Here is a 25,953-nt window from a genome sequence, read left to right on the forward strand (position 1 = left end):
CGCAACAATCTGCCTTCTAACGAAGACCTGTTCAGCTCGGCTCAGCCGGTCCACGTCGTTTCGCCCAAGAATCTCCGCAGCAAGAATCCGGTCTACGTCCGCGACACGTACGGCACCCACTTCGTCTACGACGCCGACCACATTCACGACCTGCTCGAGTGGCATAACCCCAAGCCAAATCCCCTGTCGCAGGATTGGCTCGAGTTCTGTAGCCGGCAGGGCTTCACCGAAGGCTACAAAAAGCGGCGCGAGGCGGAGTACGCCGCGCATCAAAAGCTCAAGGCGGAAGGCCGCGCCGGCCCAACTCGCTACCGCTTTGGCCCCGACCTGTGGGGAGACGACATCGACTCCGACATCCACGAGCGCCGCCGCGCCTCGATCTTGTCGGAGCCGTACGATCCCTGCACCCGCGGCAAGTCGCCCCCCGCTGACGACGACGAAGACGAATTTGAATCGCCGTATGGCGATTCACGGCGCAGCGATTCACGGCGCGGCGATGCGCCGCGCAACACCCCGCGCGACGACCAAGAGCTCTACGGCCACGATCCCGAAGTCGCCCGCCAGCGCGAGCAGGACAAAAAACCCTCCTTCGTCGACGAACGTCCGAATCAGATTTGAAAGCAGCGACTAGCGGTCAGCGATCAGCGATCAGGGATCAGGGATCAGCAAAGCAGAAAAAAACGCCGCGTGCCATGCTCCACGGCGCAGCCGTGGGCATGCCGACCAACGCGCGAGCCGACTTCGGCCTTCGCCCCCGCGCAGCGAAGCGCAGCAGGGGGAGAAGGTGGCCGATAGGCCGGATGAGGGGGGCCTTCTCTTACCACTAACCACTAACCACTATTCTTCCCCTCGGCGTCTCTACATCTCAGCGGTTCATTCTTCCCTAACCACTCGCCACTTTTCCTCACTGCTCGAAGGCCAGATGATAGGGATCAATGATCTGGAAAACGCGACATCGAAACGGCCACGACAGGGCGTCGCTGCGGTTGTCACTTTTTGTAGTTATGAAAAGTTGTATTCTCGATGAGCGTATCTGGATGTGAATCGTCGTCGGCCGGACCGAACCTCACGCTGATCGGCTACTTCTTGAAGCGCACGACGTTGCCGAGCGGCTGGAACTTTCCGCAGTCGGTGGCCGAGATTTGCAGCGTCAGCGACTGCATCAATCCGGCGCCCGATGATTGGATCGAGCGCTGGCTGCACAACGAGTTGGGATTCTTCGATTCGCGCGACGACGCGCGCAGCATGAACGTCGACCCGAGCAAAGCGTGGCGCCTGTTCGCGTTTCGGCTTCTGCCCGTCCGCTTTGTGCAAGGGCGTCGTGAGCCATTGGACATTCCTGCGCTCATGGTCGAACCGTTATCGAACGACTTTGTGTCGCTGGGCTTCGACGTGGTGAGCAAGAGCATTTCGGCGTTCTTCGAGTGTTCGCCTTTGTCGTGCAATGGACTGGCGAGCGAAGTGCCGGTGAATCGCTATTGCCTGCTCGACACCCTGACCGAGGCCGAAACCCTTGCCGATTGCTGCTCACGCGAGGGGCCGGAACCCGGCCCCTACTACGTGCTGGAGGTGCTGCGCGAGGAGGGGCAATAGAGCGCCGACGCCGCGAGAAATTGCGATCGCTCAGCGCACGGGCGGTCGCCGCGCAGCGAAAAATCGGAGCGACAAGATTCGAACTTGCGACCCCCTGCTCCCAAAGCAGGTGCTCTAGCCAGGCTGAGCTACGCTCCGCTCTTGTTGCTTGCCGAAAGACAATCCCAGATCGCACGTGGTTCGACGATCGCCCGTCAGCCAGCACAAGGAAAATAGTATCGCAGACGACGCCAGAGGTGACTAGCCGGACCAAGCCCGCGCCGCGGGATGCCAGCATGAAGCCACGGAAACAGCATGCCCTAGTCCAGCTAGGTCGGCGTCGTGCCCGCCGAGCGGCCTCCGTCGCCGCGCTGCCACGGCCAGCGGCCATCGATTTCAAGCTGCAACGAGGTGCTCAGGAAGGTGCGGATCAGCACGATCATCCCCAGCACGGTCACGTTCTCCATCGTGGGGTCGACGACCACCGTGCGGATAATGTCCCCCGCCACCAGAAATTCCAGCCCCAGCAAGATCGCGCGGCCGAGGTCTTGCCGATAGCGGCGATACGACTCTTGAGCCTGAAAGCTGGCGGCCAGAAATCGTAAGGTCGCGACCAGCGCGCCAATCACCACCACCAACACGCCCACCGCATCGATGCCGATGCCCAGCGACTCCATGAGTTGGCGGAACTCTGTCATCAACCCGGTGTCTGTCATGCCGCGCCTCGCGACCTCGTGTGGCGAAATGGTTCCTTCAATTGTAGGAGCGCCCTGGCCGCGGCGCCGGCCACTTGCGCGGCGGCGAAACGCCCGCATATCGTCGGGCGATTGCAGCGGCAGTATAGTAGGCGGCTGTGCCTCACTTGCCGTTTGCTCACGCCGTCCCCGAGGGCCCGCGCCTTGCCAGAGCCTGGTTTCGGACTGTTCTTGCTGGTGCTCGACTGGCTGATTCGGCTTGGTTTGTCGGCGCGCATCTTGGCGCGCCGCCTGCCGGTCGGCACGACCTACGCGTGGCTGATCGTCGTGCTGGCCGTGCCGATTGGCGGCGCTGTCGCCTACATGATGTTTGGCGAACTGCGGCTCGGCAGTCGCCGCATGAAGCTCTGGCAACAGCTCAAGCAGCCGTACGACCAGTGGTTGCAAGCCATGACGCGGCGCTTTCCCGATCCCTTGGCCACCCTCGACTCCGACGACGAACGCGGCTTTGCGCGGTTGGCGCTGCGCACCTTCGACAGCCCCCCCGTGCCGGGCAACGAAATCACTCTGCTGCGCGACGCCGCCGAATCGATTCGCGCGCTGATCGCCGACATCGACGCCGCCGAGCGCACTTGCCACTTGGAGTTTTACATCTGGAGCGATGGCGGCATCGCCGACGACCTGGGGCGCGCGCTGGTGCGCGCCGCGGCGCGCGGCGTCACCTGTCGCGTGTTGGTCGATGCGCTCGGCAGCGCCCAGTTTTTGAAAGGGTCCATGATTCGCGAACTGCGCGCCGGCGGCGTGGCGGTGCGCGAGGCCTTGCCCGTTTCCATCTGGCGGCTGACCGTGGCGCGGCTCGACCTGCGCAACCATCGCAAGATCGCGGTGATCGACGGCGAGATCGGCTACACCGGCAGCCTCAATATCGCCGACCCCCGCTACTTCAAGCAGTCGGCCGGCGTGGGGCAATGGATCGACGCCATGGCCCGGTTGCGCGGCCCGGCGGTCGAATCGCTGGCGATCACCTTTCTCGAAGATTGGGAACTCGAAGCCCGCGAAGGCTTCGACCAACTCGCGCCAACCAGCGATGTGCACCAGTTGCCCGAGGTGGGCCCCGCCACCGTGCAGCTATTGGCGTCCGGCCCGCAGATGCCGCACCAGGAGATTCGCGAGGTGCTGTTGTGCGCCATTCTCATGGCGCGCGAGGAGGTGATTCTCACCACGCCCTATTTCGTGCCCGACGAGTTGCTGCTGGCCGCGGTCGCGTCGGCCGCGCGGCGCGGCGTGAACGTCACCCTGGTATTGCCCGAAAAGGTCGATTCGCGACTGGTCCAGCTTGTCAGCGAATCGTACTTTTCGGCGCTGTCGCGCGCCGGCGTGCGGATCATGCTGTTCCGCGGTGGGCTGTTGCACACCAAGTCGATCACGGTCGATCGCGACTTCTGCCTGTTTGGCTCGCTGAATCTCGATCTACGCAGCCTCACGCTTAACTTCGAGGCCACGCTGGCGGTGTATGACGATGGCTTCACCTGCGCTGTGCGCGATCTGCAGCGCCACTATTTGCAAAACTCCATTCCGGTCGCCGCGGAGAAACTGCGGCTGAGCACGTTTCGCGAACAACTCGCTGAGCGCGTGGCCTATCTGGTGTCGCCGTTGTTGTGAGGCGCCGCGCTACTGCCCGGGCCGCCGCGCGGCGCCTTCGGTATACGCCTTGAACTGCTCGGCGTACTCAGCCGGCGGATTGGTCCAGCGCATCTCGCGCAGCATCTTGTCGTCGCCGCCAATGCTCTGCTGCTCGATCGACACGCGCCGCCGCTTCAATCCCAACCGCGCGATCGCCTCGTCAAGCTGCTGCCTGGCCTTGGGATCATGCGCCGCCGCGTCGCGTAGCTTGTTCCAATGATCGACAAATCGCTTCATGTCGTCAGGCGTCCAGCCTAACTTCTTGAGCAACTCCGGGTCGATCTCGCCGCGGTCGACTTGCTGCTCCAGCGATTCGAGCACCATGTTGGTGGCCTTTTTCGCGTACTCCAGATTCGCGGGATCGGCTTCGGTGGCGATCTCTTCCTGTTGTTGCCCGTCCACCGGTTCGTGTTCTGGGGCGCCTCCCGCTTTGCTCGGCCCCTGCGCGCGATCTTCCTCGGCATCGATTTCCGTGGGATCTTTCTCGCCGGGTTGCGGTTCAGAGGCGTCTCGGTTCGTCGCCGCGCCAGGCTTCTTGGCCGCAGCGCTGCCGGCGGCCGCGCCCCCCGGTCGCTCACCGCCAAGCGGCGCGCGTTGACTCGGCTGGGCGTCGCCATCCCCGGGTTTTCCGCCGGTCATTCCGCCCCCTTGTCCCGACTCACCCGCCGAGCCCGCTCCGGCGGCTTGGCTGCCACTGCCACCGCTGGGCTTTTGGCCCGCGGCGCTATTGCCCGCCTTGCCCGAGGTCTCGCCGCCGCCAGCGCTTTGAGCCTGACCTGCTCCTTCATCGCTCTCGGTGTTTTGGCCTGCGGCGCCTGTGCCGGCTGAGTTCGCCTTCTGTCCGCCCCCCTTCTTGCCGCCCCCCGATCGATCTCCCGCTTCTCCCCCGCGCGAGTTCGATTCCTTCTCGCTGTTGCTCGGGCTGTCGGCCTGTTCGGCTTCGTTCTGCTCGGGCGGTTGCCCTGGTTGGCCAGGCTGCTTCGACTTGGGTTGATTGGCGCCTTGCGCATTGGGAGACGGCTTCTGCTGTTGCGAACCTTGGCCGGCGCCTTGATTCCCTTTTTGCTGCTGCGGATCGCCCCCGCCAGCTTGGCTCTCTTGCGCCGGCGCCTTGCCATCCGGTTTCGCTTGAGGTTCCTTCATGCCCGCTGGGTCGCCGGCGCGATCGCCTTCGCCTTCTTTAGGCGCGTCGCCTGCCTGCTCGCCAGTGGGTGAACGCCCCTCGCCCGCCTGCGGCAGTTTGCCCTCGTCAGCGCGATCGGTTTGTTCCTCGCCGGTCGACTGCTGCGATTCGGCCTCCCCCGGCTGATGGCTATTGTCGCCGGCGCCTGCTTGCTGACCTTCGTCTTGGGACTTCGATTGGGATTGGCCGGCGCCAGATGGTTTCTTGGACCCGCCCGACGTCGAGGCGCCGTCTTGCGCCGCTGACTGGCTGCCGGGCTGCGACTTCTCTGTGCCCCCCGACTGGCCATCGCCCGCCTGCCCTTCGCCCGACGAGGAATCGCTAGCCGGTTGTTGTTCGGCCGATTGCGGCTGACCCCCTTGCCCCTCGCCTAGTTTCTGCTTGGCGGAGTTTCCGCTCCCCGACTCTTGCGACTCGTCAGATTGCGAAGACCCCGATTCTCCTTCGCCCCCCGACTGTTGATCTTCCTCTTGCGGAGGCTTCTTTTTGTCTTTGCCGCCGTTCTGTCCGCCAGCGCCGCCGTCTTGACCATCCCCCTCCGATTCGTCGGGCTTCTGCTTCTTCGGCTCGGGCTTTTCCTTGGGCTTTTGCTCGTCTTGCGGCGGCTGCTGCTCGGGGTTGTCTCCTGTTACTTCCTGAGGCTGCGATACTTGTTCGTCTGGCGATGAAGGTTTCTTTTCCTGCGGCTGCGCGGAGTCGCTGGCCTTGGACTCCTTTTGCTCGCGATAATCGACGATCCGCTCCAGCGCCTCCGCGGCGTCCTGCTCGGGGTCGACCGGCTTTTGCTCGTTGGTCGGGTCTTCCTTTGGGGCTTCTGTCTCTTGCGCATCGGCCGGGCTGGTCGGCTTCGAATCGTCGTTGGGTTGCTCGCCCTTGGACTGGGCCTCGTCGCGCGCTTGACGATCGGCTTCTTCCTTCTTGCGTTCCGCCTCGCGGCGCTGCCGTTCCTCTTCTTTTTGATTCACGCGCTCGGCAAGGCGAATCTTGTACTTCACCGTCTCGGCGTGGTTGGCGGTGGGAGTGCGATTGTCGCGCGCCTCGGCCCAGTACTCGATCACGTCTCCCGGGTTCAATTGGAAGCCCGCGAACTTGGCCGGCTCGAACACGTGCCCCGCTTCAAACGTGCCGGCGCGGGCAGCGTCGAGCAGCAACTCGCTCGTCAGCGGTTTGCCATCCTTGGAAAAATGCAGAGTCACGCGCCGTAACCGAAAGTCGCGGTCGCCTGCCCGCAGCCGGATCGGCAGCGAACCGTTGACCGCCATCTCAACCAAATCCTTAGCCGGCTCGGTGATTTCGATCGCGGGCGGTTGGTCGGCCACAACTTCGATGGCGTGCCGAATCGGTTGCGGGTTCTCGTTGCCGTGCTCATCCGTGAAGCGAATCTGATAGTTCTCATGCAGCGGCCGGCCGCCGTCGCCCAGTTGCAGCTTGAATGATCCGGTGGCCTTGCTGCCTTCGAGGACCAGCGGCAAGTCGCGTCCACCGTCAGAGTTGAAGTCGATGTAAGCCGCCTTCATCGGCACGTTGGCCGCCGCGTCGATAGTGACTGCCGTCCCCTCAATGCCATGCAAGTCGCCTTGCTTCTCCACCACGCGCGGCGCCACATCGGCATACGCCGGATAGTCGTATCGCACGCGCTCCACCAAGATCGAAGGCGCGGTCACCACCTCGATCTTGAAAGTTGGGCTCGTGAAGTCGCCAGCGGTCAGTTGATATTCGACCGATTGCTGCAAGCCTCCCACGTCGCCCGGCAAATCCAATTCGTGCCGGTAGCCATCGGCCGGCAAGGCCATTGGCCGCGGTTGGCGCACCATTTGGCCATCGGCCGTGGAGAGCACCAATTGAACTGGCTCGCCCTGACGTAGGCCAACGACCTGCGCCGATACCTTGACGACCCGCCCTCGAAATACGCGCGTCGAGCCCGGTTGAACATCGACGATCGTCACCCGCGTGGGCGAGGTGATGTCGGCCCAGGGCGCGGCCAGGCGGCCAAACGTCCGCAGTGGATCCTTGGGAGAAAAGAGCTTGTACAGACAGAGCACGATCACCAGCGCGGCCAGCACGTAAAACACTCGCACCAGATGCGAGCGATCCACCGCGTCTTCGACCGGCGCGTCGTTCAGATCGCGCGCCGCGCGCTGCTCAATGGCCTGATAAATGGCGTCGGCCAGGTGCTCCTTCTCGCGCCGCAGCAACAAGAAGTTGACCAGACTGTTTTTGAGCGACGGTTGCGTTTGCTCAATGGAGTGCGCCGCGTACACGACATTCACGCGCCGCCGCATGATCGGCGCCACGCGCCAGGCAAACAGGCCGACGCTGCCCAGCGCCAACCCCAAAAACGCCACCAGCCGCGCGGTGGGAGATAGGCCCCCCGGCGCCACCCAGTGGTCGATCAGCACTACCAGCAGCACATACGCCAGGACGCAAACAATGAGTTGCACCACAGCCACCGACACCTCGACCAGCTTGACCTGCCGGCGGGTGCGGTTGATCTGCCCTTCGATGAATTGCTCGTACTCGACATAGCGCCCTGCGCGCGCCGCTTCTGGCGGGTTGACGGGGGGTTCGGGCGTGGTGACGGCGCCGGCCATATCGGTTTCAGTTAGACGCGTCGTGGGGCGCGGTGGTTCCTTCGCCGCCGCCGTTTTTCCATTATAGGCGGCCTGCGCGCCGGTCGAGCCTTTCTGCACGGCGCCGGCGCCGATTGCGCCGACCGGGACGAAAACGCGGCCCTTTTCTAGGTACGCGGCTTTTCAAAGAGCGCCAAGTGCCAGAAGTTCAATACCCGCAAGCTCTCGGCCAGATCGACCAGCGGCTCGCCCAGCCGGAGCAAAAGCCGAGCCAAAGGGGGCGCCAGCGTCACCCGCCGGCTAGCCACGACCCGCCAGTTGGGAAAATACTCGCGTCCGATCTGCCCGGCCGAGATGCCCTGTGCGTGGCGATTGATCGGGTTCCAGACAAAGTCGTACCACAATAGAAAGCCGCCGGGCCGCGTCACGCGGCGCATCTCCGCCACCATTTTGCGCCGCAATCCCTCGTCGAGAATCGAGGTCAACAGCATCCCTTGATGCACCAGGTCGAAATGGTCGTCTGGCCAAGGCAGCGAGTCGGCGCTTCCCGCCCGCAGGTCCAGGTCGGGGGACTCGGCCAACCCCCGCTCCACGCGTTCTTCGAGCAGATCGATGCCGCAAATCTCGCCGCCGGTATGCCCCCATTGCTGGCGGCAAGCGACCAGCCACTCGTTGCGCCCCGAGCCGACATCCAACACACGGCGGTCGGCCAGCGGCAGCAAGCCGGCCTCGCGCAGCAGACGTTCATACTGACGATGCCGGCGCTCCATCAGCCGATCGAAGACGCGGCGCTCGTCCGCCGTGAACGAATCAAAGCGCTCGGTCCGGCGCGCGTACTCGGCGCGAACCGGATCGAGCGAGTCGCCACGCTGGCCAGCTTCTGTCACGACGAAGGCCTCGCTTCGCCATAGCCCAACTCGCGACACAGATCGGCGACGTATGGCTCGATGATTTCCAACTCTTCGGCAGTCAGCCGCGAGAGCCATTTGCCAGACACGCTGCGATCGACCCGCCGGGCAATGAAGTCGTCCACCTCCTGGCTCGGCGGCAATCCCAGAAATTCCAATAGCGGTGGCACAGACGCTTCGGGCTGGCCAACCAGGTCTTCAAACCGAATTTCGTAATACTGGTCAGCAGGCAGCGTCTTGCCAAACGATCGGGCAGCGGTCACGCATTCGCGCCAGGTGTAGGCCGTGAACGCCATGCGGTCCATCTCGCGTTTTAGCTTCTGCCAGTTCTTGATCTTTGGCCCCATGCTGTAGCGGTATTTACTGCCCGCGAGCATAGTCCAGGTGGTGCCCACAAATTCAGCCGCGTAGGCCGGCAGATCGACCAGCGGCACCTCGCGCACGCGGTTGTACACCAGCTTGTAATAGGGTGGACGGCTCCCCTTCGCGCGGAGCAGCGAGTTGTGGGTTTGCCACTCCTCCTTCTGCGACGCGGCCACCTCGCGCCCGTTGCGAATGATGTGCACAATCTTGCCACGCGGAAACACCGCATGCACAAACCCCAGCGACAGGCTGTTCGCCTGTGTGCAAACCAGCAAACGCTGGCGGCCGCTACGAGCAAGAAAATCGCCAAACTGGCGATGGATATAGCGCACCACGCCCGGTCGCGCGTCGGCCGGCGTCAGGCAATCGTCGCTCTGCCACGCGTTGCCGTACCGCCAGATGTACTTGGGCCGCCGCCAGTACGCCAACTCGGGATGCTGTGACAGCACCTCCCCCAGAAAATTAGTGCCGCTGCGCGCCGCCCCCACTTCGCAAATGAAGTGGTCGCGCCAGTGCGGGTCGAGTGGTTGAGCGGTGTCGGACATCAAACTGATGGATGGCTAAGAGGGCTGGCCCAGCGGCGCGCCTTTGGAAGGTCCAATTTGAACTGCCGTGCTGCCGCGCAAGCTCCGCAACCGTAGCACTGGCTGGCTGTAGCTAGGATAGCTTGCTCGACCAGACAGTGACCAGTTGTCAAAGCAGGTTCTGCGTCGCCGGCGCTCTGCAAGAAACGCCAGTGCGCTAGCAGCCCAGCAACTTGGCGGTGACCAGCCATTCGAGCTGGCCGTGCCCGGAGCCAAGCCGTTCGAAGCGGATCGCCGCCGCTGCCCCTTTGGAGAACCGAAGCGAGGCGTGCGCGTCGCCGATCAAGGCGGCGGTCAATTCCTCGACATCGGGCGAATGTCCGACCCAGGCCACATCTTCCCCTTGCCGTTGGCGAGTCCATTCCATCACCCGCTTGAGATCGGAGCCCGGCGCCAGCGCGTCGAGCTCTGCAAGTTGCGTCGACCGAGGCAACCGCGCCAACAAGAGATCGGCGGTCTCACGGCAGCGGATCAAAGGACTGGTGGCAATCGCCGTAGGGGCAAATCCGCGCTGCGCCAGCGCCTTGGCGACTTTGGCGAACCGCGCTCGCCCTTCGGCGGTCAGCGGGCGTTTGCCGTCGTCGGGCCAGCGGTCGGCGTCGCGCTCATACGCCCACGCGTGTCGGACGATGTAAAGCCGCATGGCATTGTTTTCCCAATTGAGCTGTATCAACGCGAGCGCCACAGCACCGCGTCGTCGATGCCCAGCGCCATCTGCCGACTGGCGATCTCGCTCTTGAAACGGCCCGCGTCCCCAGGATAACCAGCCGTCGCGCGCAAGTCGGGAAGCTGCTCGCGCCAAAAGGCGTTGAACGCCCGCATCGACAACTCGCGCAGGTACTTGGCAACCATGGAGGCCAGCGCCACCGGCATGTGCTCCTCCCCGCGCACGCGGAACCGCACTTCGACGCGCCGATCGAGCGGACGCAGCCGGTAGACGCTTTCAGCCGCTGCTTCGCCGTGGATCGCCACCAGGCTGTCGGGAAACTGCTCCTGCAAAAAGCGGCCGTAAGTGTTGCGCCCTCCATGTTTGTCGCCAACGGCCAACACCTCGCCAGGGCCGCAGCCCGCAATCGCGTCGCTCAGCAGTTGAATCGACAGTCGCGACAGCGCCTCCCCCTTGGACCCATATTGCTCGACCAGCGCGTTGAATCGCTCGGGAAACACGGTCACGGCTCGCACCTGCGTCAATCGCACGCGGGCATCTCGAAAGCCGTCTTTCAGCACAGGCGCGATTTGCGCCAGTTCGCGACGGTCGGCCTCCAGCGGCAAACAAGGATTGAAACCGAGATGCCACGGAACCGCATCGAGGTAGTCGCGGCACGCGGGCGCCACCAGCCGCCAGAAATCGCGGCAGTCGCGAGGTCGCTGCCGCGCCAGTCGCAACATGGCCAGCACACTGCGCTCCAGCGTCGCGATGCCATGTTGCGAGCCGTACAAGACTTTTGAATCGGCAATCGGCAACCGGGCCGAGCCGCCGTCCCGAGATCGAGCAGACTGGCGGCAAACGACGCCGGCAAGTCGCTCGTAAAGATCGGCCCCCTGCCGGGGATTGCCGGGCACGCGCCAGACTGTGGCAGCGATCACCAAGGGCCCTAAGTTAGGGGCGTAGCCCGCCTCGTCGATGCCGATCAGATATCCCACGCCCGATTCCCATCCCTGCTGCCGCGGCGCGTTTGGTTCGCGCTCTGCGGCGATTCAGGTTAGGAGTTCGCCTGGCGTTTGGCAACTAAACGCGGCGAGGGCGAGCGCGGTTTGTCCACTGGTGGTCGCGGCCGTGGCGATTCTTCGATTTGCGCGCGGCGTTTGAATTCTCGCAATCGGCCAGAAACAGGTGGCGGCGACTGTACGCGGGTGATGCGATTCATGAGTCTCCTCGGCGCAAGCGACCTCAAGGGTAGGCGCGTAGAGCAAGTGGGGCGCGAGTGCGCTTTCAAACGTAGCTTATTCGAGGCGCGAGTGGCGCGGGCTTTAGAACCCGGGTCCCACCATGACGCCTCCCCCGAAGCCGATTCCGCCACCGCCGTACGGAGGATATCCCCAGCTCCACGCGCCCGGCAGGCCCCAGCCATAGCCGGCGTACGAGGGATACCACGGTCGATAGTAGGCGTTGTAGGCGGCGCCGCGCGACGGCACGAACACTGGCGGCGCCACGTAAGCGGGGGCGACGACGACCGCCGGATAGTAAGCGCGGTAGGGATAAGCGACACGATAGCGATGGCGCCAGCCGGCCGACGCGCTGGAAGTTGCGGCGCCGAGCACCAACAGCACTAGGAGCGTCAACAGCATGCGTTTCATGAACGTGTCTCCAGCTAATCCGATGGCCGAACTGCCTTGAATTCTAGCTTCAGCAGTAGTCTAGCCAATGATCTTGCGGAAATCTCATTTCAACCTCGCTCGGTTGCCTTGCCAGGCCCAAGCTGGCCGCTTGCTACCAACCCAGCGCGGCGGCGCGGTACATTGGCAAATAGTGCGGAACTATGTTCTGCAATTGGGGTTAATCGTAATTGGCAGGCGATCTCGCTGTTGCTCCACGGTCAGGGACCACTTTGGCGATCACCGAATCCACGGCACGGCGGTACGAGCTAGCCGATCCAGACGTGCGGCTGATGCTGGCGGTGCGCGAAGGGGACGCCGCGGCCTTCGAACAACTGATGCAGCGCTACCAAAACCGGGTGTTGACCGTGCTACAGCACCTGGTCGGTTCCCCGCAGGAGGCCGAGGATTTGGCGCAAGAGGTCTTCTTGCGCGTGTTTCGGGCGCGCAAAAACTACGCGGCCGGCGCCAAGTTTTCCACCTGGCTGTTCACCATCGTCAACAATGTCGCGTTCAACGCGCGGCGCGGGCGGTCGCGCCGCAAAGAAGTGCAGGTCCGCGACGAAGTCAGCTCGTCGGGCAGCGTGCGTGGCATGGCCGATCTGGCTCAGGCGGCCAGCGGCATGATGCCGACTCGCGTAATCGACAAAGAGGAGATGCGCGATGTGGTGCGCGCCGCGCTCGATGTGCTCAACGAGCGGCAGCGGATGGCCGTGCTGCTTAACAAATTCGAGGGGCTGGGTTATGCGGATATCGCCGAAGCCATGCAGATGAGCCCGCAAGCCATCAAGTCGCTGCTGTCGCGGGCGCGGGTGGCGCTGCGCGACGTGATCGAACCGTATTTGCAATCCGGCGTTCGATCTCCATTGGAATAGCATTGATGTCGAACGAACCCGCTCCACACGACGCCGCGCGACTCGACGATGAGTACGTCGCTTATCTCGACGGCGAAACGCCGCCCGAGGTAAATCATCGCCTGGAAGCGCTGCTAGCGCGCGACGACGCGGCCCGCGCCGATGTGCATTCGCTGGAGCGTGTTTGGGACGCGCTCGACCATCTGCCCCGCGCGCATGCCAGCACGGCATTTACCTCGACGACGGTGGAAATGGCCGCCGTCGGCGCCGAGCAGGAGGCCGCCGCCAGCGGACGCAGTGCGGTCAACGATCGCTGGCGACACGCGCTTTTGGCGCTGGCCGTCCTCTCCGCGGCGCTCGCCGCGGGCTATGCCGTCGCCTCCCACCAGGGTCGCCAAGAAACCGAAGCGTTGGTCAAGCATTTGCCGGTGGTCGAGCGGCTGGACGAGTATCGACAAGCAGGGAACATCGAGTTCCTCCGCCAATTGGCCGACGAAATCCCTTTTGACAAGGCGGCGCCGACCGATGCCAAAACAGGTCACTAGCCACGCGGGGATCCGCCGTCTGCGGCGGATCATGCTGAGCGGCCACTTTCGCCAGATGCTGGCAGTGGGGGGGGCCGCGCTGGTGATCCTGGCGTCGTGGTGGGCCGCCGGCGCGCGCGGAGACTACTCCGCCGCGGAAGCCAAGCTTGCGGCGCTGTCGCCCGTGGAAAAAGATCGCTTGCGCCGCAACTACGACCGCTTTGCTCAATTGGACCGCGCGGAGCAAAAAGCGGCGCTGACGCTCGAAAGCGAACTAATGGCCGATCCACGGCAGGCCGAGTTGCGCGCTGTCATGCGCGACTACTATCAATGGCTCACCACGCTAACAGCGGGTCAGCGAGCCGAGCTTGCGCGACTCGCCACCGACCAGCGCGTGGCGAGAATTCGAGAACTGCGCGCCGCCCAAGCCCGCGATGCTGAAAAGTTGGCCGATCGGTTGGCCATCGTGCGCTGGATCGACCAAAAGACGCTCGAGCGCTTGATGACCGCCGAAGAGCGCAAGAAGGCCGAGCAGGCGCCGCCGATGGATCGCCGCCTCATGGTGCTCCGCGAAATGCGGCGCGGCGGGCTTCCCGAGTTGCTCGATCACTTGGAGCCGGCTGACTTCACCGAGTTGCGAGCGCAACTGAGTCCGCGGTTAGATCGCGAACTCGATGCCAAGCCCGATCGCCGCCAACGCTGGGAGCTAATTGCCAAGGAAACCGGCAGTTGGATGCGTAGCTGGGGGGAGGGAGGCAGTCTCGGATTGTTCTCGCCCGAGGAGCAGGCCGAGAACCAGGTCGCACTCAAGGATTTTTTCGAAAAGCAGCTCGACGACGCCGAGCGCGACCGCTTGCTGAGCCTGCCCCCCGACGAGATGGAACGCGAACTGCGCAAGGCGTATTTGTTCAAAAATCATGGCGAGCAGTTCCGGCAACGCTTGGAGCCGCTGAAAACGCGTCAAAGACCGTCCCGGCGCGGTCCCGATGCCGATCGACCCGGCCCGCCGGACCGCCGGCGACCGCACGACCCCGATGCGGACCACCCCGGTCCACCCGGCAAGCGCCACCCCCGCGACGAGCGCGGCGCGGTCTAACTCTTTCGCTCATCCGCAGCGATTTGTCGCGCAAGTCGCGGGGTGAAAATGTCCGCCGCGCGGGCGCCTTGGCCCTCTATAATGAGGCCAGCTCAATTGCCGATCACTCGCCGGAACACCGCATGCTGGGCAACCATCTCTCCAGTCGCGAACTGGCGGCGCTCTGCCGCCGGTTGGCCACCGCGCTCGAAGCCGGACTCGATGTGCGCCGCGTGGTGGCGCGCGAAGCGAGCGGGCGGGGACGTCGCGCGCTAATCGAGCGGTTCGAGGAGTTGCGCCTCGACGTGAATCGTGGTCATTCGTTGACCGACGCGCTAGCCAAGACGGGCGATTTCTTTCCCACGCTCTTTCGGCAAATGGTGCGGCTTGGGGAAGAGACCGGGCGACTGCCAGAAACGCTCAAGCACCTGGCCGAGCACTATGAGCTGCAGGTTAAACTGCGCCGCACGTTCCTCGCCGCGATCTCCTGGCCTCTCTTTCAATTGACCTTTGCCATTTGCATCGTGGGGCTCTTGATTTGGGTGCTGGGAATGATCGGCAATCGCAATGGCGCCGAACCGATCGACCTGCTCGGTCTAGGTCTGATGGGTGGCCGCGGCGCGGCGATCTATTTCAGCCTCGTCGGCGCCATCGCCTTGGTCGCCTTCCTGGTGATCCGCGCCATTCTGCGCGGCCAATTGTGGGCGCGGCCACTGGCCCGCCTGGCGCTCAAGCTGCCCGTCATTGGTGGCTCGCTCACCACATTGGCGCTGGCGCGCTTGTCGTGGAGTTTGTATCTCACCCTCGATGCCGGGCTCGATCTGCGCAAGGCCATTCCGCTGGCGCTCGACGCATCGCGGCACCCCGGCTATCGCGACGCCGCCGGGCTAATGGTGCAAGAAATCGGTCGCGGACGCGAAATCACCGAGGCCATGACCCAGTCGGGCGTCTTTCCACGGGAATTCTTGGACGCCGTCGAAGTAGGCGAGCGCAGCGGGAAGCTGCCCGAGCAAATGGGACTGTTGTCGCGCCAGTACGATGAACAGGCGCGCCGGGCCTTGGCCACGCTAACGGGGGTCGCTGGATTCGGCGTCTGGCTGCTGGTGGCGGCGCTGGTCATCGTGATGATTTTCCGCATCTTCAACACCTTGTACCTGGCTCCGCTGGAAGACGCGCTCAAGGGGCTTTGACCTCGACCCCGCTCCAAAGTTGCCAGATTACCCGTACAGGTGTTCCCTAGGTTCGCCAGATTCGCAAGCGAGATCGGGTCCGGCAACTCGATTTACGCCCTTTCCATTCCTGATCCGATCGTATAATTAGGAGCAGTCCAGGGGGCCGGCCGTACAGCACATCCACAACCCGTCCGGGAGCACGAGCGAACATGGCACTTACTTTGACCGAAAAGGCCGCGTCGGAAGTCAAGCGGATCATTCAAGACCAGAAGCTGACCGACGACACCCTGTTGCGGGTGGGCGTGGTTGGCGGTGGCTGCAGCGGTTTTAGTTACAGCCTGGGCTTCGACACCAGCTTCGACGAGAAGGCCGACAGCAAGTACTCCCACCATGGAGTGACAGTGGTGGTCGACAAGAAGAGCGCCCTTTACCTGGACGGCACCACCGTCGATTTCTACGACGGACTGGAAAAACGCGGTTTCACCTTCGACAATCCCAATGCCGTGAAGAGCTGCGGCTGCGGCAGCAGCTTCTCGGCCTAAGTCAGCCGAAAACAGTCGCTAGATTGTGATTCGAAAAAAAGCCTCGGGAATGAACCCCCGAGGCTTTTTCGTTGGTTAGCGCCACTGCCAACCGCTGCGAATCTGCTCGTTCACCACGCAGCCTTCCGGCCAGCGTCCCTCGTGCAGATCGACAATGCACTGCGCGGCAAGGCTGCTCATGGCGACTTCGCTCTCCAGATCCAGTCCCCCCATGTGCGGCGCTAGCAGCACGCGATCAACCTTCAACAGTGGGCTATCGAGCGGCAACGGTTCGATCTTGAACGCGTCCAGGCCCGCCCCAAACAAGTGGCCGCTGGCGATTGCCTCGGCCAGCGCGTCCTCATCGACCAGGTTGCCGCGCGCCGTGTTGATGAGGATCGAGCCGCGCTTCATGCGGGCGAGTGTGTCGCGATTAATCAAGTCGTTCGTCTCGGCGCAGGCCGGCGCGTGCAGGCTCACAATGTCCGCCTCAGCCAGCAACTCGTCGAACGAAACCAGTCGTACACCCGACTGCCGAACAAACTCGGGATCGGCGCACGGATCGCACGCAATCACCTTTAGTCCCAGCCCTACAGCCCGCGGAACCACAGCTCGCCCGATTCGACCCAGCCCCACGAGCCCCAGGGTGCGCCCCGCGAGCCGCGGCAGACTTTGCCGCTTCCACTGTCCGCTGCGAACCTCCTGATCTCGGCCGGGAAAGCCCCGCGCCACGCCAAACATGAGCGCGATGGTCTGCTCGGCCACCGAGTCTTGATTGGTGCCAGGGGCGATGCAGACTGCCACTCCCAGCTCGCTGGCGCTCGGCACGTCCACGGCGTCGTATCCCACGCCCATCCGCGAAACCACACGCAATTGGCTGCCCGCCAGCACCCGCGCGTTGAATGGCTCCATACCGGCCAGCGCCGCGTCGATGCCTTGCAACTCGGCCACTAATGCCTCGGGATTGGCAAGTACGGCGGAGTTGTCTTGGGGATAGACCACCTCGAATCCGGCCCGCTCCAGAATGTCGCGATAAGGACCGGGTTGGTTCTTGAGCATGAACGGAAAGACCATGACGCGCGGCATGACAATCGCGCCGCTTGGGGGCGCCTCAAGCTGACTGACTGGACTGGATGGCGCTCGCTGGCGCACGACCGGCACGAGTTTATCAGACGCGCGCGATCGGCGAAAACGCGCTGAGGCCAAGCCGCAGTGTGTACGGTTGTTGTTGACGTTTCGCATCGTCGTCGGTGGGCGCCGAAGGGCGTGCGTCGAATTTTCGCAACACCGCGATTTTTGTGCGGCGCTCCTGATTGCCGTCAGTGTTTTCGACCTAACCGCGTAATCTGCCGGATGTTATCGCGGCCTGCGCGGCGCCGGATTGCGATTGTATTGTCGCTTGGTACGCGTGGTGCTTTTCGAGAGGCACTCGACGCCGCTGGCTCTGATCTCACACCAAAAGTCACGGCGCGAAGGAGTCGCCTGAAAGGCGGGCGACCTTAGTTTCCAGGGCGTTTCTAGTTCAAGGAGTCCCGTGTGAAAGCAGTACTGCAAAGGGTCTGGCAGGAGGAGCACGGCGTGCTCACCTTCGAATGGATTCTGCTGATCACCGTGCTGGTGATCGGTATTGTCGGCGGCTTGAGCGCTGTCCGCGACGCGCTCATCAGCGAACTCGGCGATGTCGCCGAGGCCATCGTCTCGCTCGACCAGTCGTACTTCATCATCTGGCCGGTCGAAGCTGTCGCCCACGACAGCGCGATGGATGGCGCCACGCAGTCGGTGTTTGTCGACACCAACTGCAACCGCGCCGCAAGCTGCCGTCCGCCGGTTCCCCGGATGGGCCAACAGGTCAACCTGGGCGGCCTCTAGTCCCGCAAGTCTCGCCTGACCGCGGCGTAAGCGGTCGCCTGAACGATCCCCGGTCCTCCGCGGCACGGTACGCCGTGCCGCGGAGATCCACCGGACTCTCTCCCAGTCAACGCAACTAGTAACGCAACGAGAAGCAACGTGACGATCTCTTGGATGTTTCTGCTGGCGGTTGCGGCTTTCACAGCCACGGCGGCCATTACCGACATTCGCTATCGCCGTATCCCCAACTACCTCACCGTGCCAGTGGCGGCTGCGGGCCTCGTGTTTCACACGCTCCACCCCCAAGGGTTTGGCCTGTTCACTGCCGCAGCCGGGTTGCTGGTCGGTTTCGCACTGCTATTGGCGCCGGCCTTGATGGGGGGCAGCGGCATGGGCGACGTCAAGCTGCTGGCCGCGCTCGGCGCGTGGCTCGGTCCCAAGCTCACGTTGGTGGCGTTTGCCGTCAGCATCGGGCTGGCCGCGCTATTGGCCATTGGCATGTTGATCTACGTCGCTGTCGACAAAGGCGTCTTGCAGATGCAGCGCCGCATTGGTCCACCGCAGCCAATCATGAGCTATCCCGCCAGGCGCGTCGAACATCGCCTGCTACCGTTTGCCGTGCCGGTCGCGCTCGGCGCCTGGCTGATCCTTGCCTGGTCGGTTTTGACCCAAGGCCTCTAGTCGAATTTTCCACCCATGAGTCGATTCACCGTGTCCAAACCATCCCGCAAAACTCGCCGTCGTGGCGCCCTCACCATCGAGTTGGTGATGGTGCTCCCGGTGGTGCTGCTCGTGCTGCTGGCGATCGTGGAGATCAGCCTGTTGCTGGTCGCTGGCCAGGCGGTGAGCGCCGCCGCCGGAGTCGGCGCTCGCGAGGCCACCATGCCGGGCGCCACCCGTGCAACGGTCGAGCAAGCGGTGGCCCATTCGCTGCAACCCTGGAAGTTTGGACCGCGGATCGACGTGGTGCAGATCGATCCGCCGTTCGTCTCGCTTGTCGCGCCGGGCAAGCCGGTAACGGTCACGGTCAGCGTCGATGCCGCGGCCGCCGCGCCCGACCTGCTCAAGTACATCGGAATTTCACTGTCTGGCCACAAACTATCGACGACCTACGTCGCCCGTAAAGAGTAAGCACACACAACGTCTGGCTTTGAGGAACCCTTCGATGAAACGCATCACACCTGCCACCGTCAGCCTTGGCGTTTTCGCGATTCTGTTGGGCCTGGTCACGGCCTACAGCGTGAAGCGATTCTTGGAACCCGCTCCGGCCCGCACCGCGACCATCGTCGTGCCGCGAGTGAATCTGCCCAAGTACAGCCGCATCCGCGAACAGGACATCGAAGAGATCAAAGTGCCTGTCAACGAGGCCCCCGCCGACGCCCTGCACAGCGCTTCGGTCGCCCTCTATCGTCTGGTGAAAGACACGGTGATCGCGGGCGAACCCCTCAAAGATGAAGACCTCTACGACGTCGGCAAGACGCCGACCTTGGCCGAACAGCTTCCGCCGGGCTTCCGCGCGGTGACCGTAGCGGTCGATTCCAACGACGCCTTGGATGGCGTACTGGTGCCCGACTCCCTCATTGATCTATCGCTCACCGTCCGCGGCGAGCATCCCGAATTGGGTGGCGTGTCGACTTTGACCTTGCTCAAAGGCATCAAGGTGCTGGCCACCAATCAAGACCTCTATCCGACCGAGGAGCGGCTGAACCAGCCGTTGCGCACGATCACCGTGGCCGCCACGCCGGAAGACGCCAACAAGCTGATTCTGGCCCAGCGCTTCGGCACGTTGAGCGTCACCCTTCGTAGCGCCACCGAAGCCATTCAACTGGCCAGTCACAACGCGGGCGAAAACCGCGTGAACCCCGCCAGCATCCTGGGCCTGCCCCCCGTGGTGCAGAAGAAGGCGCAGGTGTGGCGCGGCGACTCGATGCAAGAACTCACGTTCACCAACGATCAGATCAACGAATCGCGCGAGGCGACGGCCGCCGCCGAGCAATCGGCTAATCGCACCGCAACGGAAAGCAACGCGTCGACGCCGGTCGCGGCCGAAGGGATCTTTTCGAGCGGTTTCTAGTCGAACGACACTTCGCCTATCACACTTGCCAGTTTTCGCGCCATGAAGAATCAACGACACAACACGAGAAGCCATCGCCAGGCCTACGACCGCCGCGGCGCCGTCACCCTCGTGCTGCTGGCGGTGATCGTCATCGGCATCGCCTTGGCCGCCTGGTCGATCAATTGGGCCTATCTGGTGCTTATGCAACAGAATATGCAAAAGCGAACCGACTTGATCGCGTTGGCCGCCGCTCCGGCGCTGTTGGACGAGGATCTGCTGCGCGACGCTCAAGGCGAACCCCAATCGCGACCGGCGGACGATGTTGTCGCGGCTCGGCGTCTGGCCCAACACTATCGCCACCGCGCCAACAGTGCCGGTGGCGCCGCGTTGGAACTGCACGCCAGCGATGTGAAGTTGACCGCCGGCCGTGTGCCCGATCCCAAGGCCCCTCGGCCGCGATTTGGATTGCGGCCCGCCACTGGCGCCACCCATGCCTTTAACACGGTTCGCGTTGAGGCTCAACGTTCGCGGTCAGGAGATAACCCGGTCCTGCATCTGCTGGCTGGATTCATGCGTCCGCACGCAACCACGGTTGGCAGCAATTCGCTGGCCACGCTCGACAATCATGTGGTTGGCTTTCGACCGACTCACCGGCTCAGCGCGCCGGTGGCGCCGCTGGCGATTTCGAGCCGTGCCTGGAAGCACGATCGCAGCCAGGACTCAGATTCCAACAGCGTCAAAGAGCTAGTGGTCCGTCTGGCGGCGCAGCAGTCGTCTCCCCTCCCCTCCAACAGCGCGATCGTCGCCACGGGCTCACAACTCAACTTGGCCGCCGCCATCAAACAAGTGTCTCATGGCGTCGTGCCCAGCGAACTACTGCCGCGAACTCAAATCCTTGGTCCCGCCACCCCCACCGCCCCCCTGAATTTGCTCGCGACCGAAAAGGCGACCGCGGCCACCGCCGCGGAACTGGCCGGCCGCTTCAACCAGGTCGCGCGCAGCCAACGCAACATCCGCGCGTTTCCGATCTATAGCGAACTCGACGAAAAATCGCACGAGGCGCGAATCATCGGCTTTGTGGCCGCCCGCGTGCTTGAGGCCAAGGTGGAAGGGCGCCAATTGACGCTCCGCATCGAGCCAGCCTATCTGATACATCCCACCGTTCATACGACCTCGCCCCAAAGTCCGCTCCGTCCCGAGCAGAATCTGTATCTGCACAAACTCGCGCTGACGAGTTGAGCCACGTTCCAACCCAAACCATCATTCCCGAAATCCACGCGAAAAGAGGTGCCTGAGATGCGAATCGTTGTCGCCGACCAAAACCGCGGGCGCAGCCACGAGTTGCGCCGCGCCGTGCTGAGCGAAGGATTGATCTGCGATTCGCTCGACGCGGTCGATTTCCACCACCTGCCCAACCGACTTGCCGAAGCCGCTGCCGAGCTGGTGTTGGTCGTCTGCGAAGGCGCCTTGAGCGAAGTGGTCGAAGCCATTCAGGCGGCGCGTAGCGTCGCCAAGGCGCCGATCCTGGTGACCGGCGCCGTGCTCGACGCCGAGCCCATTCGCGCGACGATGGCCGCCGGCGCCGCCATGTATTTGGACCTGAACCACTTTCAAGACGAGTTCCGGGCCGCCGTGGCCAAGCTGGAAAGCGACGGCCACGTTCCCGACGAACGTGGTCGTGTGATAGCGATTTACTCCGCCACCGGCGGCGTCGGCGCCACCACGGCCGCCATCAATGTCGCCGCCGACATGGCTCGACAATCCAAGCAGCAGGTGGCCTTGGCCGAGTTTAAGGCAGGCCCTGGCGACTTATCGCTGTTGTTGGATATCGAACCGCGGTTCTCGCTGTCCAGTGTGTGCAACCAATTGCCGCGTCTGGACCGGCAGATGCTCGCCGCCTCGATGACCTTGCATGGCGCCGGCCTGCATGTGTTGGCGGGCGACGCTTTCCCAGTGGATGGCGCCCTGTCGAATTCGCCGCTGCGTCCCGAACTGGTGCGGCAACTCTTGACCTTGCTGCGGCGCATGTACTCGACCACCGTGCTCGATCTCAATCATCAACTCGACGCCACCCAGCTAGAGGCGATGCGACTGGCCAACCTCGTCACATTCATCGTCCGCCCCGATGTGCCTGGCGTGCGCCGCGCCCGTTGGTCGCTGGAGGTGGCGCTGCGTAGCGGCGTCTCGCGCGACAAGTTTCGCCTGGTTCTGGCTCGCAGCGGTCAACGAGGGCAACTCTCGCTGGTCAAAGTCGAAGAGACCTTGGGACTATCGGTCATGCACTCGATTCCCGAAGACACCAGTTCGGTCAATCACGCCATCAATCAAGGCGTGCCTCTGGCCGAATCGTCGTCGCTGTCGCGAATCAATCGCAGCTTCGCCACCTTGGCTCGCAACGTCCAATTGAACTAGCAGGTTGTGGGCATAGCCGCATCAAGACCACTTGCCTATTAGCACTCAGCGGAGTTTTACGATGTATTCGAGCGACTTGGACCTGTCCCTCAACCTGTGGTCGCAACCCGACTCGCGGGCGGCGGACTGCGTCGACCCCTTTGAAACCGAGTTTCAGCGGCTCAAGACGCGCATCCACCGCGAACTGATCGACGCCCTCGACCTGTCGCGCATTGGCGCCCTCACCAGCGCGCAGCTCAAGGAGCATGTGCGCGTCCTGGCCGAGCGCCTGCTCGCCTCTCGGCCAGAACTCTTGTCGCGCATCGATCAAGAGCGCCTGGTCGACGAGCTCTTGGCCGAATCGTTTGGCCTCGGCCCGCTCGAGCCGTTTCTTCATGATTCGAGCGTGTCCGATATTCTGGTCAACGGCCCGCATGAGGTGTACATCGAACGCCATGGCCGGCTCGAAGAGACGGGCACGGTATTCGCCGACGATCAGCACCTGCTGTCGATTATTCAGCGCATCGCCGCCCGCATGGGCCGGCGCATCGACGAATTATCGCCCATGGTCGACGCGCGTCTGCCGGATGGTTCTCGCGTCAACGCGGTAATTCCTCCGCTGGCGCTGAACGGTCCCACCCTCTCGATTCGCCGCTTTGGCCGCCGTCCACTGGAACTCGACGACCTGTTGGCCGCGGGTTCGTTGGCGCCAGAGATCGTTGCCTTCTTGCAGTCGGCGGTAGCCGCCCGCGTGAACATCTTGATCAGCGGTGGAACCGGCGCCGGCAAAACCACGCTGCTCAACAACCTGTCGCGCTTCATTCCGCATGGCGAGCGACTGGTGACCATCGAAGACGCCGCCGAATTGCAATTGCAGCGTAAACACGTCGTGCGGCTCGAAACCCGACCCGCCAACGCCGAAGGGGCGGGCGAGATCACTCCCCGCGACATGGTGCGCAACGCCCTACGTATGCGGCCCGATCGCATTGTGATCGGCGAAGTCCGTGGCGGCGAAGCGCTCGACATGTTGCAAGCGATGAACACCGGTCACGAAGGATCGCTCACCACGATCCACGCCAACGACACTCACGACGCTCTCTCGCGCTTGGAGCTGATGGTCAGCATGGCCGGCTTCGAACTACCGGTGATGGTGGTCCGCCGCTACGTCGCTTCCGCGATCACGCTGGTCGTTCATCTGGCGCGCCTCAAGGGTGGCGTTCGCCGGGTCACGCGCGTCTCCGAGATCAACGGACTGCACGACGGCGAGTACCAACTTCGCGATCTGTTCGCGTTTCGGCAAACCGGTGTCGACGAAGCCGGCGCCGCCAGCGGTCACTTTCATGCCACCGGCAATGTGCCCCGCTGCTTGCCGCGATTGGTCGAGCAGGGCCATGAACTGCCGCACGACCTATTCATCCAGCGCCAATTGAATGTTCGCGATTAACAACAGAGCAAAACCATGTCGATCGCCATTTTGACGTTTCTAGGTTTCGCCGCTGCGACCACCGCCGCGCTCGCCGTCGCCCTCTCCATCCGAGACATTCGGGCGGCCGCCGCTGTCGGTGTCGATCGCCGAATCGGTCTCGATCGCCTCTCGGGCTGGGATCTCGCCAAAGGCCTGGAGTTACCCGTTCCTCAGACCGGCATCAATCGGCTCTTTGCCGAGCTGGTTGAACAGTCGGGCGTGGCGACCAATGCCGCCACAGCGCTAGCAATCGTGGCGGGGACTGGCGTGGTTGGCCTCGCAGCGCCATTGTTGCTGTTGGAAAACATCCCGCTCGCGGCGGCCGGTCTATTGTTAGGAACTTTGACGCCGCTCGCCTACTTGGCGATCAAGCGTTGGCGTCGCCGCAAGCTGATTGCGCAGCAGTTGCCGGAAGCCATGGAGATTTTGGCCGATGGCGTGCGTAGCGGCCGCAGTTTTGAGCAAGCCATGGAGCTGGTGGCCCGTGACGCCCCGGCTCCATTGTCTCAAGAGTTCGCTGATAGCGCGTCGCAACTGCGGCTCGGTCAGTCGCCGGTGGCGGTGCTCGAACGTATGGTCTGCCGACTGCCGCTGGCGGAGTTCAAGATTTTGGCGATCACCATCCTGGTGCATCGTCAAACGGGCGGCAATCTGGCGCTGTTGGTCGAGCGGCTGGCCGCCGCGACCCGCGATCGCCAGGAGTTTCGCGGCCACGTTCGTGCCATGACCGCTGGCAGCAAGATATCGGCGATCGGCTTGTTCGTCGGCACCTTCGCGGCGGTGGGTTTGTTGGCCTGGATGGAGCCCGCCTACCTCGGCGATTTTCTCGCCAGTCCCATGGGGCCGCCGCTGTTGGCAGTGGCCATTGTGCTCGACCTGGTGGGGTTTGTTTGGGTCTGGCGCATCGCCAAAGTCGATTACTAGTCGTTGTCTAAGAACTCATTCATTCCAGAATTCGTATCCGACGCCATTATTCTAGGATCATCGACCATGAACTTGCTGGCGGTCATCGAAGTGCGGCATCTACAATCCGACCTCGGCCGTTGGGCCCTTGTGACGGGCGCGTTTGTTGCCTCAGTCGCGCTTGTCGGGCTCATTGGCTGGTGGAGCGCGCGGCGTCGCGAGCGGGGCGCTCGCCGGCTCGCGGCCGCGACAGGCCAGCCGCTGCATGAGACCGATTCCAGCCTCTTTCAAGACCTTGCGCCTGCATTAGCGGCTCAGCTTCCCGAAAGTCGCAAGGAGCGCCGCGAGTTTCAAAAGCTGCTCCACGGCGCCGGCTTCTACAGCCCGAACGCGGCAACCACGTTCTACGCGTTGCGGTTCATCCTGCTCGCCGCTCCGCTCTTGGTCGCTGGCGTGTTCTGCGTGTTGCTAGATAGTCGCTACACATTCATCACAGTGTGCGCTGGTGGCTTGTCGGCGGCGGTGCTTGGCATGCTGCCGAGGTTGTATGTCTTCTTCCGTCGCCGGCGCCGCATGAAGGCCATCCGCCGCGGCCTGCCCGACACGATCGACATGCTCAGCATGTGCGTCGGCAGCGGCCTGTCGCTTGGCAACAGCGTCGACTACGTGACGCGGCAACTTTCGAGCTACCCTGATCTTGCCACGGAGTTGACGATTCTCAAGCGCCAGTCGGAAATGAGTACGCTGGAACTGGCGCTCGCCGAACTGACCGCCCGTGTGCAACTGCCGGAGATACGCCAGTTCGCCAGCCTGCTTACGCGGGGCGATCGATTGGGCGCCAAGCTGGCGCCGTCGTTGTTAAGCCAGGCCGACCACCTGCGCACCGCCCGCAAGCAAGCGGCCATGCAGCAGGCCAACAAGACTCCGGTCAAACTGGTGTTGCCGCTGATGTTCTGCTTCGCGCCGGCGGCCTTGATTTTGTTGACCGCGCCGGCCGTCATCGAATTGAAAGAGTTCCTGGCCCCCTCCCACGGCCAGAGCGTGCTCTCAGGGGACGCAGGTCAGCTTTTTGCCCCCAGTCGGGTGATCGACACCCTGGATCAACTGGGTCAGGGATTCGACGATTAGCAACCCCGGGGAAGTATTCGCCGGGCTGCTAGAATTGCGGCAGCGTAGCCGCGCTCGCGGCGAGAGGGTAAAAACGCCGCCGCCGATTTCTTCCCCAGACTTGTAGCCCCCAGGCCGGCCCGCCGCCCGCATCGCCGGAAAG

General features: G+C 63.5%; 25 protein-coding genes and 1 tRNA gene. 17 read left to right on the plus strand and 9 right to left on the minus strand.

Annotated elements, in window-relative coordinates:
* Both K1X71_12005 and K1X71_12010 read left to right on the plus strand, forming a co-directional pair.
* A partial coding sequence (locus K1X71_12005; GenBank protein ID MBX7073863.1) for a hypothetical protein occupies window positions 1-618 on the plus strand: 618 nt, incomplete at its 5' end.
* A 405-nt stretch (window positions 619-1,023) separates the two neighbouring features.
* Window positions 1,024-1,593, plus strand: coding sequence for a hypothetical protein (locus tag K1X71_12010; protein MBX7073864.1), 570 nt, complete (start codon window positions 1,024-1,026; stop codon window positions 1,591-1,593).
* Window positions 1,594-1,656: 63 nt separating this feature from the next.
* Here K1X71_12010 and K1X71_12015 read toward each other — a convergent pair.
* Together K1X71_12015 and K1X71_12020 are read right to left on the minus strand one after the other, a co-directional pair.
* Window positions 1,657-1,731, minus strand: a tRNA-Pro gene (locus K1X71_12015).
* A 170-nt stretch (window positions 1,732-1,901) separates the two neighbouring features.
* Window positions 1,902-2,288: a DUF1622 domain-containing protein gene (locus tag K1X71_12020; protein ID MBX7073865.1), complete on the minus strand. Its 387-nt coding sequence runs from the start codon at window positions 2,286-2,288 to the stop codon at window positions 1,902-1,904.
* A 183-nt stretch (window positions 2,289-2,471) separates the two neighbouring features.
* Here K1X71_12020 and cls point away from each other — a divergent pair, with 183 nt between their 5' ends.
* Window positions 2,472-3,929 carry a cardiolipin synthase gene (cls, locus tag K1X71_12025; GenBank protein MBX7073866.1) on the plus strand — a complete coding sequence of 486 codons (1,458 nt, stop codon included), beginning with the start codon at window positions 2,472-2,474 and terminating at the stop codon, window positions 3,927-3,929.
* Between the two features lie 9 nt (window positions 3,930-3,938).
* Here cls and K1X71_12030 read toward each other — a convergent pair whose 3' ends face one another.
* The 6 genes from K1X71_12030 to K1X71_12055 all read right to left on the minus strand — a co-directional run bounded on the left by K1X71_12030 (window position 3,939) and on the right by K1X71_12055 (window position 11,856).
* Complete coding sequence (locus K1X71_12030; GenBank protein ID MBX7073867.1) at window positions 3,939-7,823, minus strand: hypothetical protein; 3,885 nt, start codon at window positions 7,821-7,823, stop codon at window positions 3,939-3,941.
* A gap of 47 nt (window positions 7,824-7,870) precedes the next feature.
* Window positions 7,871-8,590, minus strand: a complete 720-nt coding sequence (locus K1X71_12035) for a class I SAM-dependent methyltransferase (protein MBX7073868.1) — start codon at window positions 8,588-8,590, stop codon at window positions 7,871-7,873.
* Window positions 8,587-9,519 carry a sulfotransferase gene (locus K1X71_12040; protein MBX7073869.1) on the minus strand — a complete coding sequence of 311 codons (933 nt, stop codon included), beginning with the start codon at window positions 9,517-9,519 and terminating at the stop codon, window positions 8,587-8,589. The genes K1X71_12035 and K1X71_12040 overlap by 4 nt, the downstream gene beginning before the upstream one ends.
* 196 nt (window positions 9,520-9,715) lie before the next feature.
* Entirely contained in the window at window positions 9,716-10,201 is a 486-nt protein-coding gene (locus K1X71_12045) for a histidine phosphatase family protein (protein ID MBX7073870.1), read from the minus strand.
* A 26-nt stretch (window positions 10,202-10,227) separates the two neighbouring features.
* Window positions 10,228-11,202 (minus strand): hypothetical protein, encoded by a 975-nt coding sequence (locus K1X71_12050; GenBank protein ID MBX7073871.1) that lies wholly within the window; start codon window positions 11,200-11,202, stop codon window positions 10,228-10,230.
* A gap of 327 nt (window positions 11,203-11,529) precedes the next feature.
* Entirely contained in the window at window positions 11,530-11,856 is a 327-nt protein-coding gene (locus tag K1X71_12055; protein MBX7073872.1) for a hypothetical protein, read from the minus strand.
* A gap of 251 nt (window positions 11,857-12,107) precedes the next feature.
* Here K1X71_12055 and K1X71_12060 point away from each other — a divergent pair, with 251 nt between their 5' ends.
* The 5 genes from K1X71_12060 (at window position 12,108) to K1X71_12080 (ending at window position 16,041) form a co-directional block, all read left to right on the plus strand.
* Window positions 12,108-12,749 carry a sigma-70 family RNA polymerase sigma factor gene (locus K1X71_12060; protein ID MBX7073873.1) on the plus strand — a complete coding sequence of 214 codons (642 nt, stop codon included), beginning with the start codon at window positions 12,108-12,110 and terminating at the stop codon, window positions 12,747-12,749.
* 5 nt (window positions 12,750-12,754) lie between these two features.
* Window positions 12,755-13,273 carry a hypothetical protein gene (locus K1X71_12065; GenBank protein MBX7073874.1) on the plus strand — a complete coding sequence of 173 codons (519 nt, stop codon included), beginning with the start codon at window positions 12,755-12,757 and terminating at the stop codon, window positions 13,271-13,273.
* Complete coding sequence (locus tag K1X71_12070; protein ID MBX7073875.1) at window positions 13,254-14,348, plus strand: hypothetical protein; 1,095 nt, start codon at window positions 13,254-13,256, stop codon at window positions 14,346-14,348. Before K1X71_12065 ends, K1X71_12070 begins: the two co-directional genes overlap by 20 nt.
* A gap of 122 nt (window positions 14,349-14,470) precedes the next feature.
* Window positions 14,471-15,517, plus strand: a complete 1,047-nt coding sequence (locus K1X71_12075; GenBank protein ID MBX7073876.1) for a type II secretion system F family protein — start codon at window positions 14,471-14,473, stop codon at window positions 15,515-15,517.
* A gap of 191 nt (window positions 15,518-15,708) precedes the next feature.
* Window positions 15,709-16,041, plus strand: a complete 333-nt coding sequence (locus K1X71_12080) for an iron-sulfur cluster assembly accessory protein (protein MBX7073877.1) — start codon at window positions 15,709-15,711, stop codon at window positions 16,039-16,041.
* A 75-nt stretch (window positions 16,042-16,116) separates the two neighbouring features.
* On the opposite strand, the gene K1X71_12085 is transcribed toward K1X71_12080, so the two are convergent.
* Window positions 16,117-17,106 (minus strand): phosphoglycerate dehydrogenase, encoded by a 990-nt coding sequence (locus K1X71_12085; GenBank protein MBX7073878.1) that lies wholly within the window; start codon window positions 17,104-17,106, stop codon window positions 16,117-16,119.
* A gap of 450 nt (window positions 17,107-17,556) precedes the next feature.
* Between K1X71_12085 and K1X71_12090 the strand changes: the two genes are divergently transcribed.
* The 9 genes from K1X71_12090 to K1X71_12130 all read left to right on the plus strand — a co-directional run bounded on the left by K1X71_12090 (window position 17,557) and on the right by K1X71_12130 (window position 25,811).
* A complete protein-coding gene (locus K1X71_12090) occupies window positions 17,557-17,889 on the plus strand; it encodes a hypothetical protein (GenBank protein ID MBX7073879.1) in 333 nt (110 codons plus the stop codon).
* A gap of 153 nt (window positions 17,890-18,042) precedes the next feature.
* Window positions 18,043-18,549 carry an A24 family peptidase gene (locus K1X71_12095; protein ID MBX7073880.1) on the plus strand — a complete coding sequence of 169 codons (507 nt, stop codon included), beginning with the start codon at window positions 18,043-18,045 and terminating at the stop codon, window positions 18,547-18,549.
* Between the two features lie 30 nt (window positions 18,550-18,579).
* Window positions 18,580-18,999 carry a pilus assembly protein gene (locus K1X71_12100; GenBank protein MBX7073881.1) on the plus strand — a complete coding sequence of 140 codons (420 nt, stop codon included), beginning with the start codon at window positions 18,580-18,582 and terminating at the stop codon, window positions 18,997-18,999.
* 34 nt (window positions 19,000-19,033) lie between these two features.
* Window positions 19,034-19,942 carry a Flp pilus assembly protein CpaB gene (gene cpaB / locus K1X71_12105; protein MBX7073882.1) on the plus strand — a complete coding sequence of 303 codons (909 nt, stop codon included), beginning with the start codon at window positions 19,034-19,036 and terminating at the stop codon, window positions 19,940-19,942.
* A 42-nt stretch (window positions 19,943-19,984) separates the two neighbouring features.
* A complete protein-coding gene (locus tag K1X71_12110) occupies window positions 19,985-21,163 on the plus strand; it encodes a hypothetical protein (GenBank protein ID MBX7073883.1) in 1,179 nt (392 codons plus the stop codon).
* 57 nt (window positions 21,164-21,220) lie between these two features.
* Window positions 21,221-22,336 carry a hypothetical protein gene (locus K1X71_12115; GenBank protein MBX7073884.1) on the plus strand — a complete coding sequence of 372 codons (1,116 nt, stop codon included), beginning with the start codon at window positions 21,221-21,223 and terminating at the stop codon, window positions 22,334-22,336.
* Between the two features lie 61 nt (window positions 22,337-22,397).
* Window positions 22,398-23,759 (plus strand): CpaF family protein, encoded by a 1,362-nt coding sequence (locus tag K1X71_12120; protein MBX7073885.1) that lies wholly within the window; start codon window positions 22,398-22,400, stop codon window positions 23,757-23,759.
* A 15-nt stretch (window positions 23,760-23,774) separates the two neighbouring features.
* Entirely contained in the window at window positions 23,775-24,704 is a 930-nt protein-coding gene (locus K1X71_12125; GenBank protein ID MBX7073886.1) for a type II secretion system F family protein, read from the plus strand.
* A 66-nt stretch (window positions 24,705-24,770) separates the two neighbouring features.
* On the plus strand, window positions 24,771-25,811 hold the full coding sequence (locus K1X71_12130; protein ID MBX7073887.1) for a type II secretion system F family protein: 1,041 nt from the start codon (window positions 24,771-24,773) through the stop codon (window positions 25,809-25,811).
* Window positions 25,812-25,953: the final 142 nt, after the last annotated feature.

This window comes from Pirellulales bacterium (assembly GCA_019694455.1).
Classification (GTDB): Bacteria; Planctomycetota; Planctomycetia; order Pirellulales; family JAEUIK01; genus JAIBBY01.

Bases quoted from the DNA above. Each gene is read 5' to 3' on its own strand.
- K1X71_12010 (MBX7073864.1), top strand. From the start codon at position 1,024: ATGAGCGTATCTGGATGTGAATCGTCGTCGGCCGGACCGAACCTCACG.
- K1X71_12020 (MBX7073865.1), bottom strand. From the start codon at position 2,288: ATGACAGACACCGGGTTGATGACAGAGTTCCGCCAACTCATGGAGTCG.
- K1X71_12040 (MBX7073869.1), bottom strand. From the start codon at position 9,519: ATGTCCGACACCGCTCAACCACTCGACCCGCACTGGCGCGACCACTTC.
- K1X71_12045 (MBX7073870.1), bottom strand. From the start codon at position 10,201: ATGCGGCTTTACATCGTCCGACACGCGTGGGCGTATGAGCGCGACGCC.
- K1X71_12055 (MBX7073872.1), bottom strand. From the start codon at position 11,856: ATGAAACGCATGCTGTTGACGCTCCTAGTGCTGTTGGTGCTCGGCGCC.
- K1X71_12065 (MBX7073874.1), top strand. From the start codon at position 12,755: ATGTCGAACGAACCCGCTCCACACGACGCCGCGCGACTCGACGATGAG.
- K1X71_12070 (MBX7073875.1), top strand. From the start codon at position 13,254: ATGCCAAAACAGGTCACTAGCCACGCGGGGATCCGCCGTCTGCGGCGG.
- K1X71_12075 (MBX7073876.1), top strand. From the start codon at position 14,471: ATGCTGGGCAACCATCTCTCCAGTCGCGAACTGGCGGCGCTCTGCCGC.
- K1X71_12080 (MBX7073877.1), top strand. From the start codon at position 15,709: ATGGCACTTACTTTGACCGAAAAGGCCGCGTCGGAAGTCAAGCGGATC.
- K1X71_12085 (MBX7073878.1), bottom strand. From the start codon at position 17,106: ATGCCGCGCGTCATGGTCTTTCCGTTCATGCTCAAGAACCAACCCGGT.
- K1X71_12095 (MBX7073880.1), top strand. From the start codon at position 18,043: ATGTTTCTGCTGGCGGTTGCGGCTTTCACAGCCACGGCGGCCATTACC.
- cpaB (MBX7073882.1), top strand. From the start codon at position 19,034: ATGAAACGCATCACACCTGCCACCGTCAGCCTTGGCGTTTTCGCGATT.
- K1X71_12110 (MBX7073883.1), top strand. From the start codon at position 19,985: ATGAAGAATCAACGACACAACACGAGAAGCCATCGCCAGGCCTACGAC.
- K1X71_12115 (MBX7073884.1), top strand. From the start codon at position 21,221: ATGCGAATCGTTGTCGCCGACCAAAACCGCGGGCGCAGCCACGAGTTG.
- K1X71_12120 (MBX7073885.1), top strand. From the start codon at position 22,398: ATGTATTCGAGCGACTTGGACCTGTCCCTCAACCTGTGGTCGCAACCC.
- K1X71_12125 (MBX7073886.1), top strand. From the start codon at position 23,775: ATGTCGATCGCCATTTTGACGTTTCTAGGTTTCGCCGCTGCGACCACC.
- K1X71_12130 (MBX7073887.1), top strand. From the start codon at position 24,771: ATGAACTTGCTGGCGGTCATCGAAGTGCGGCATCTACAATCCGACCTC.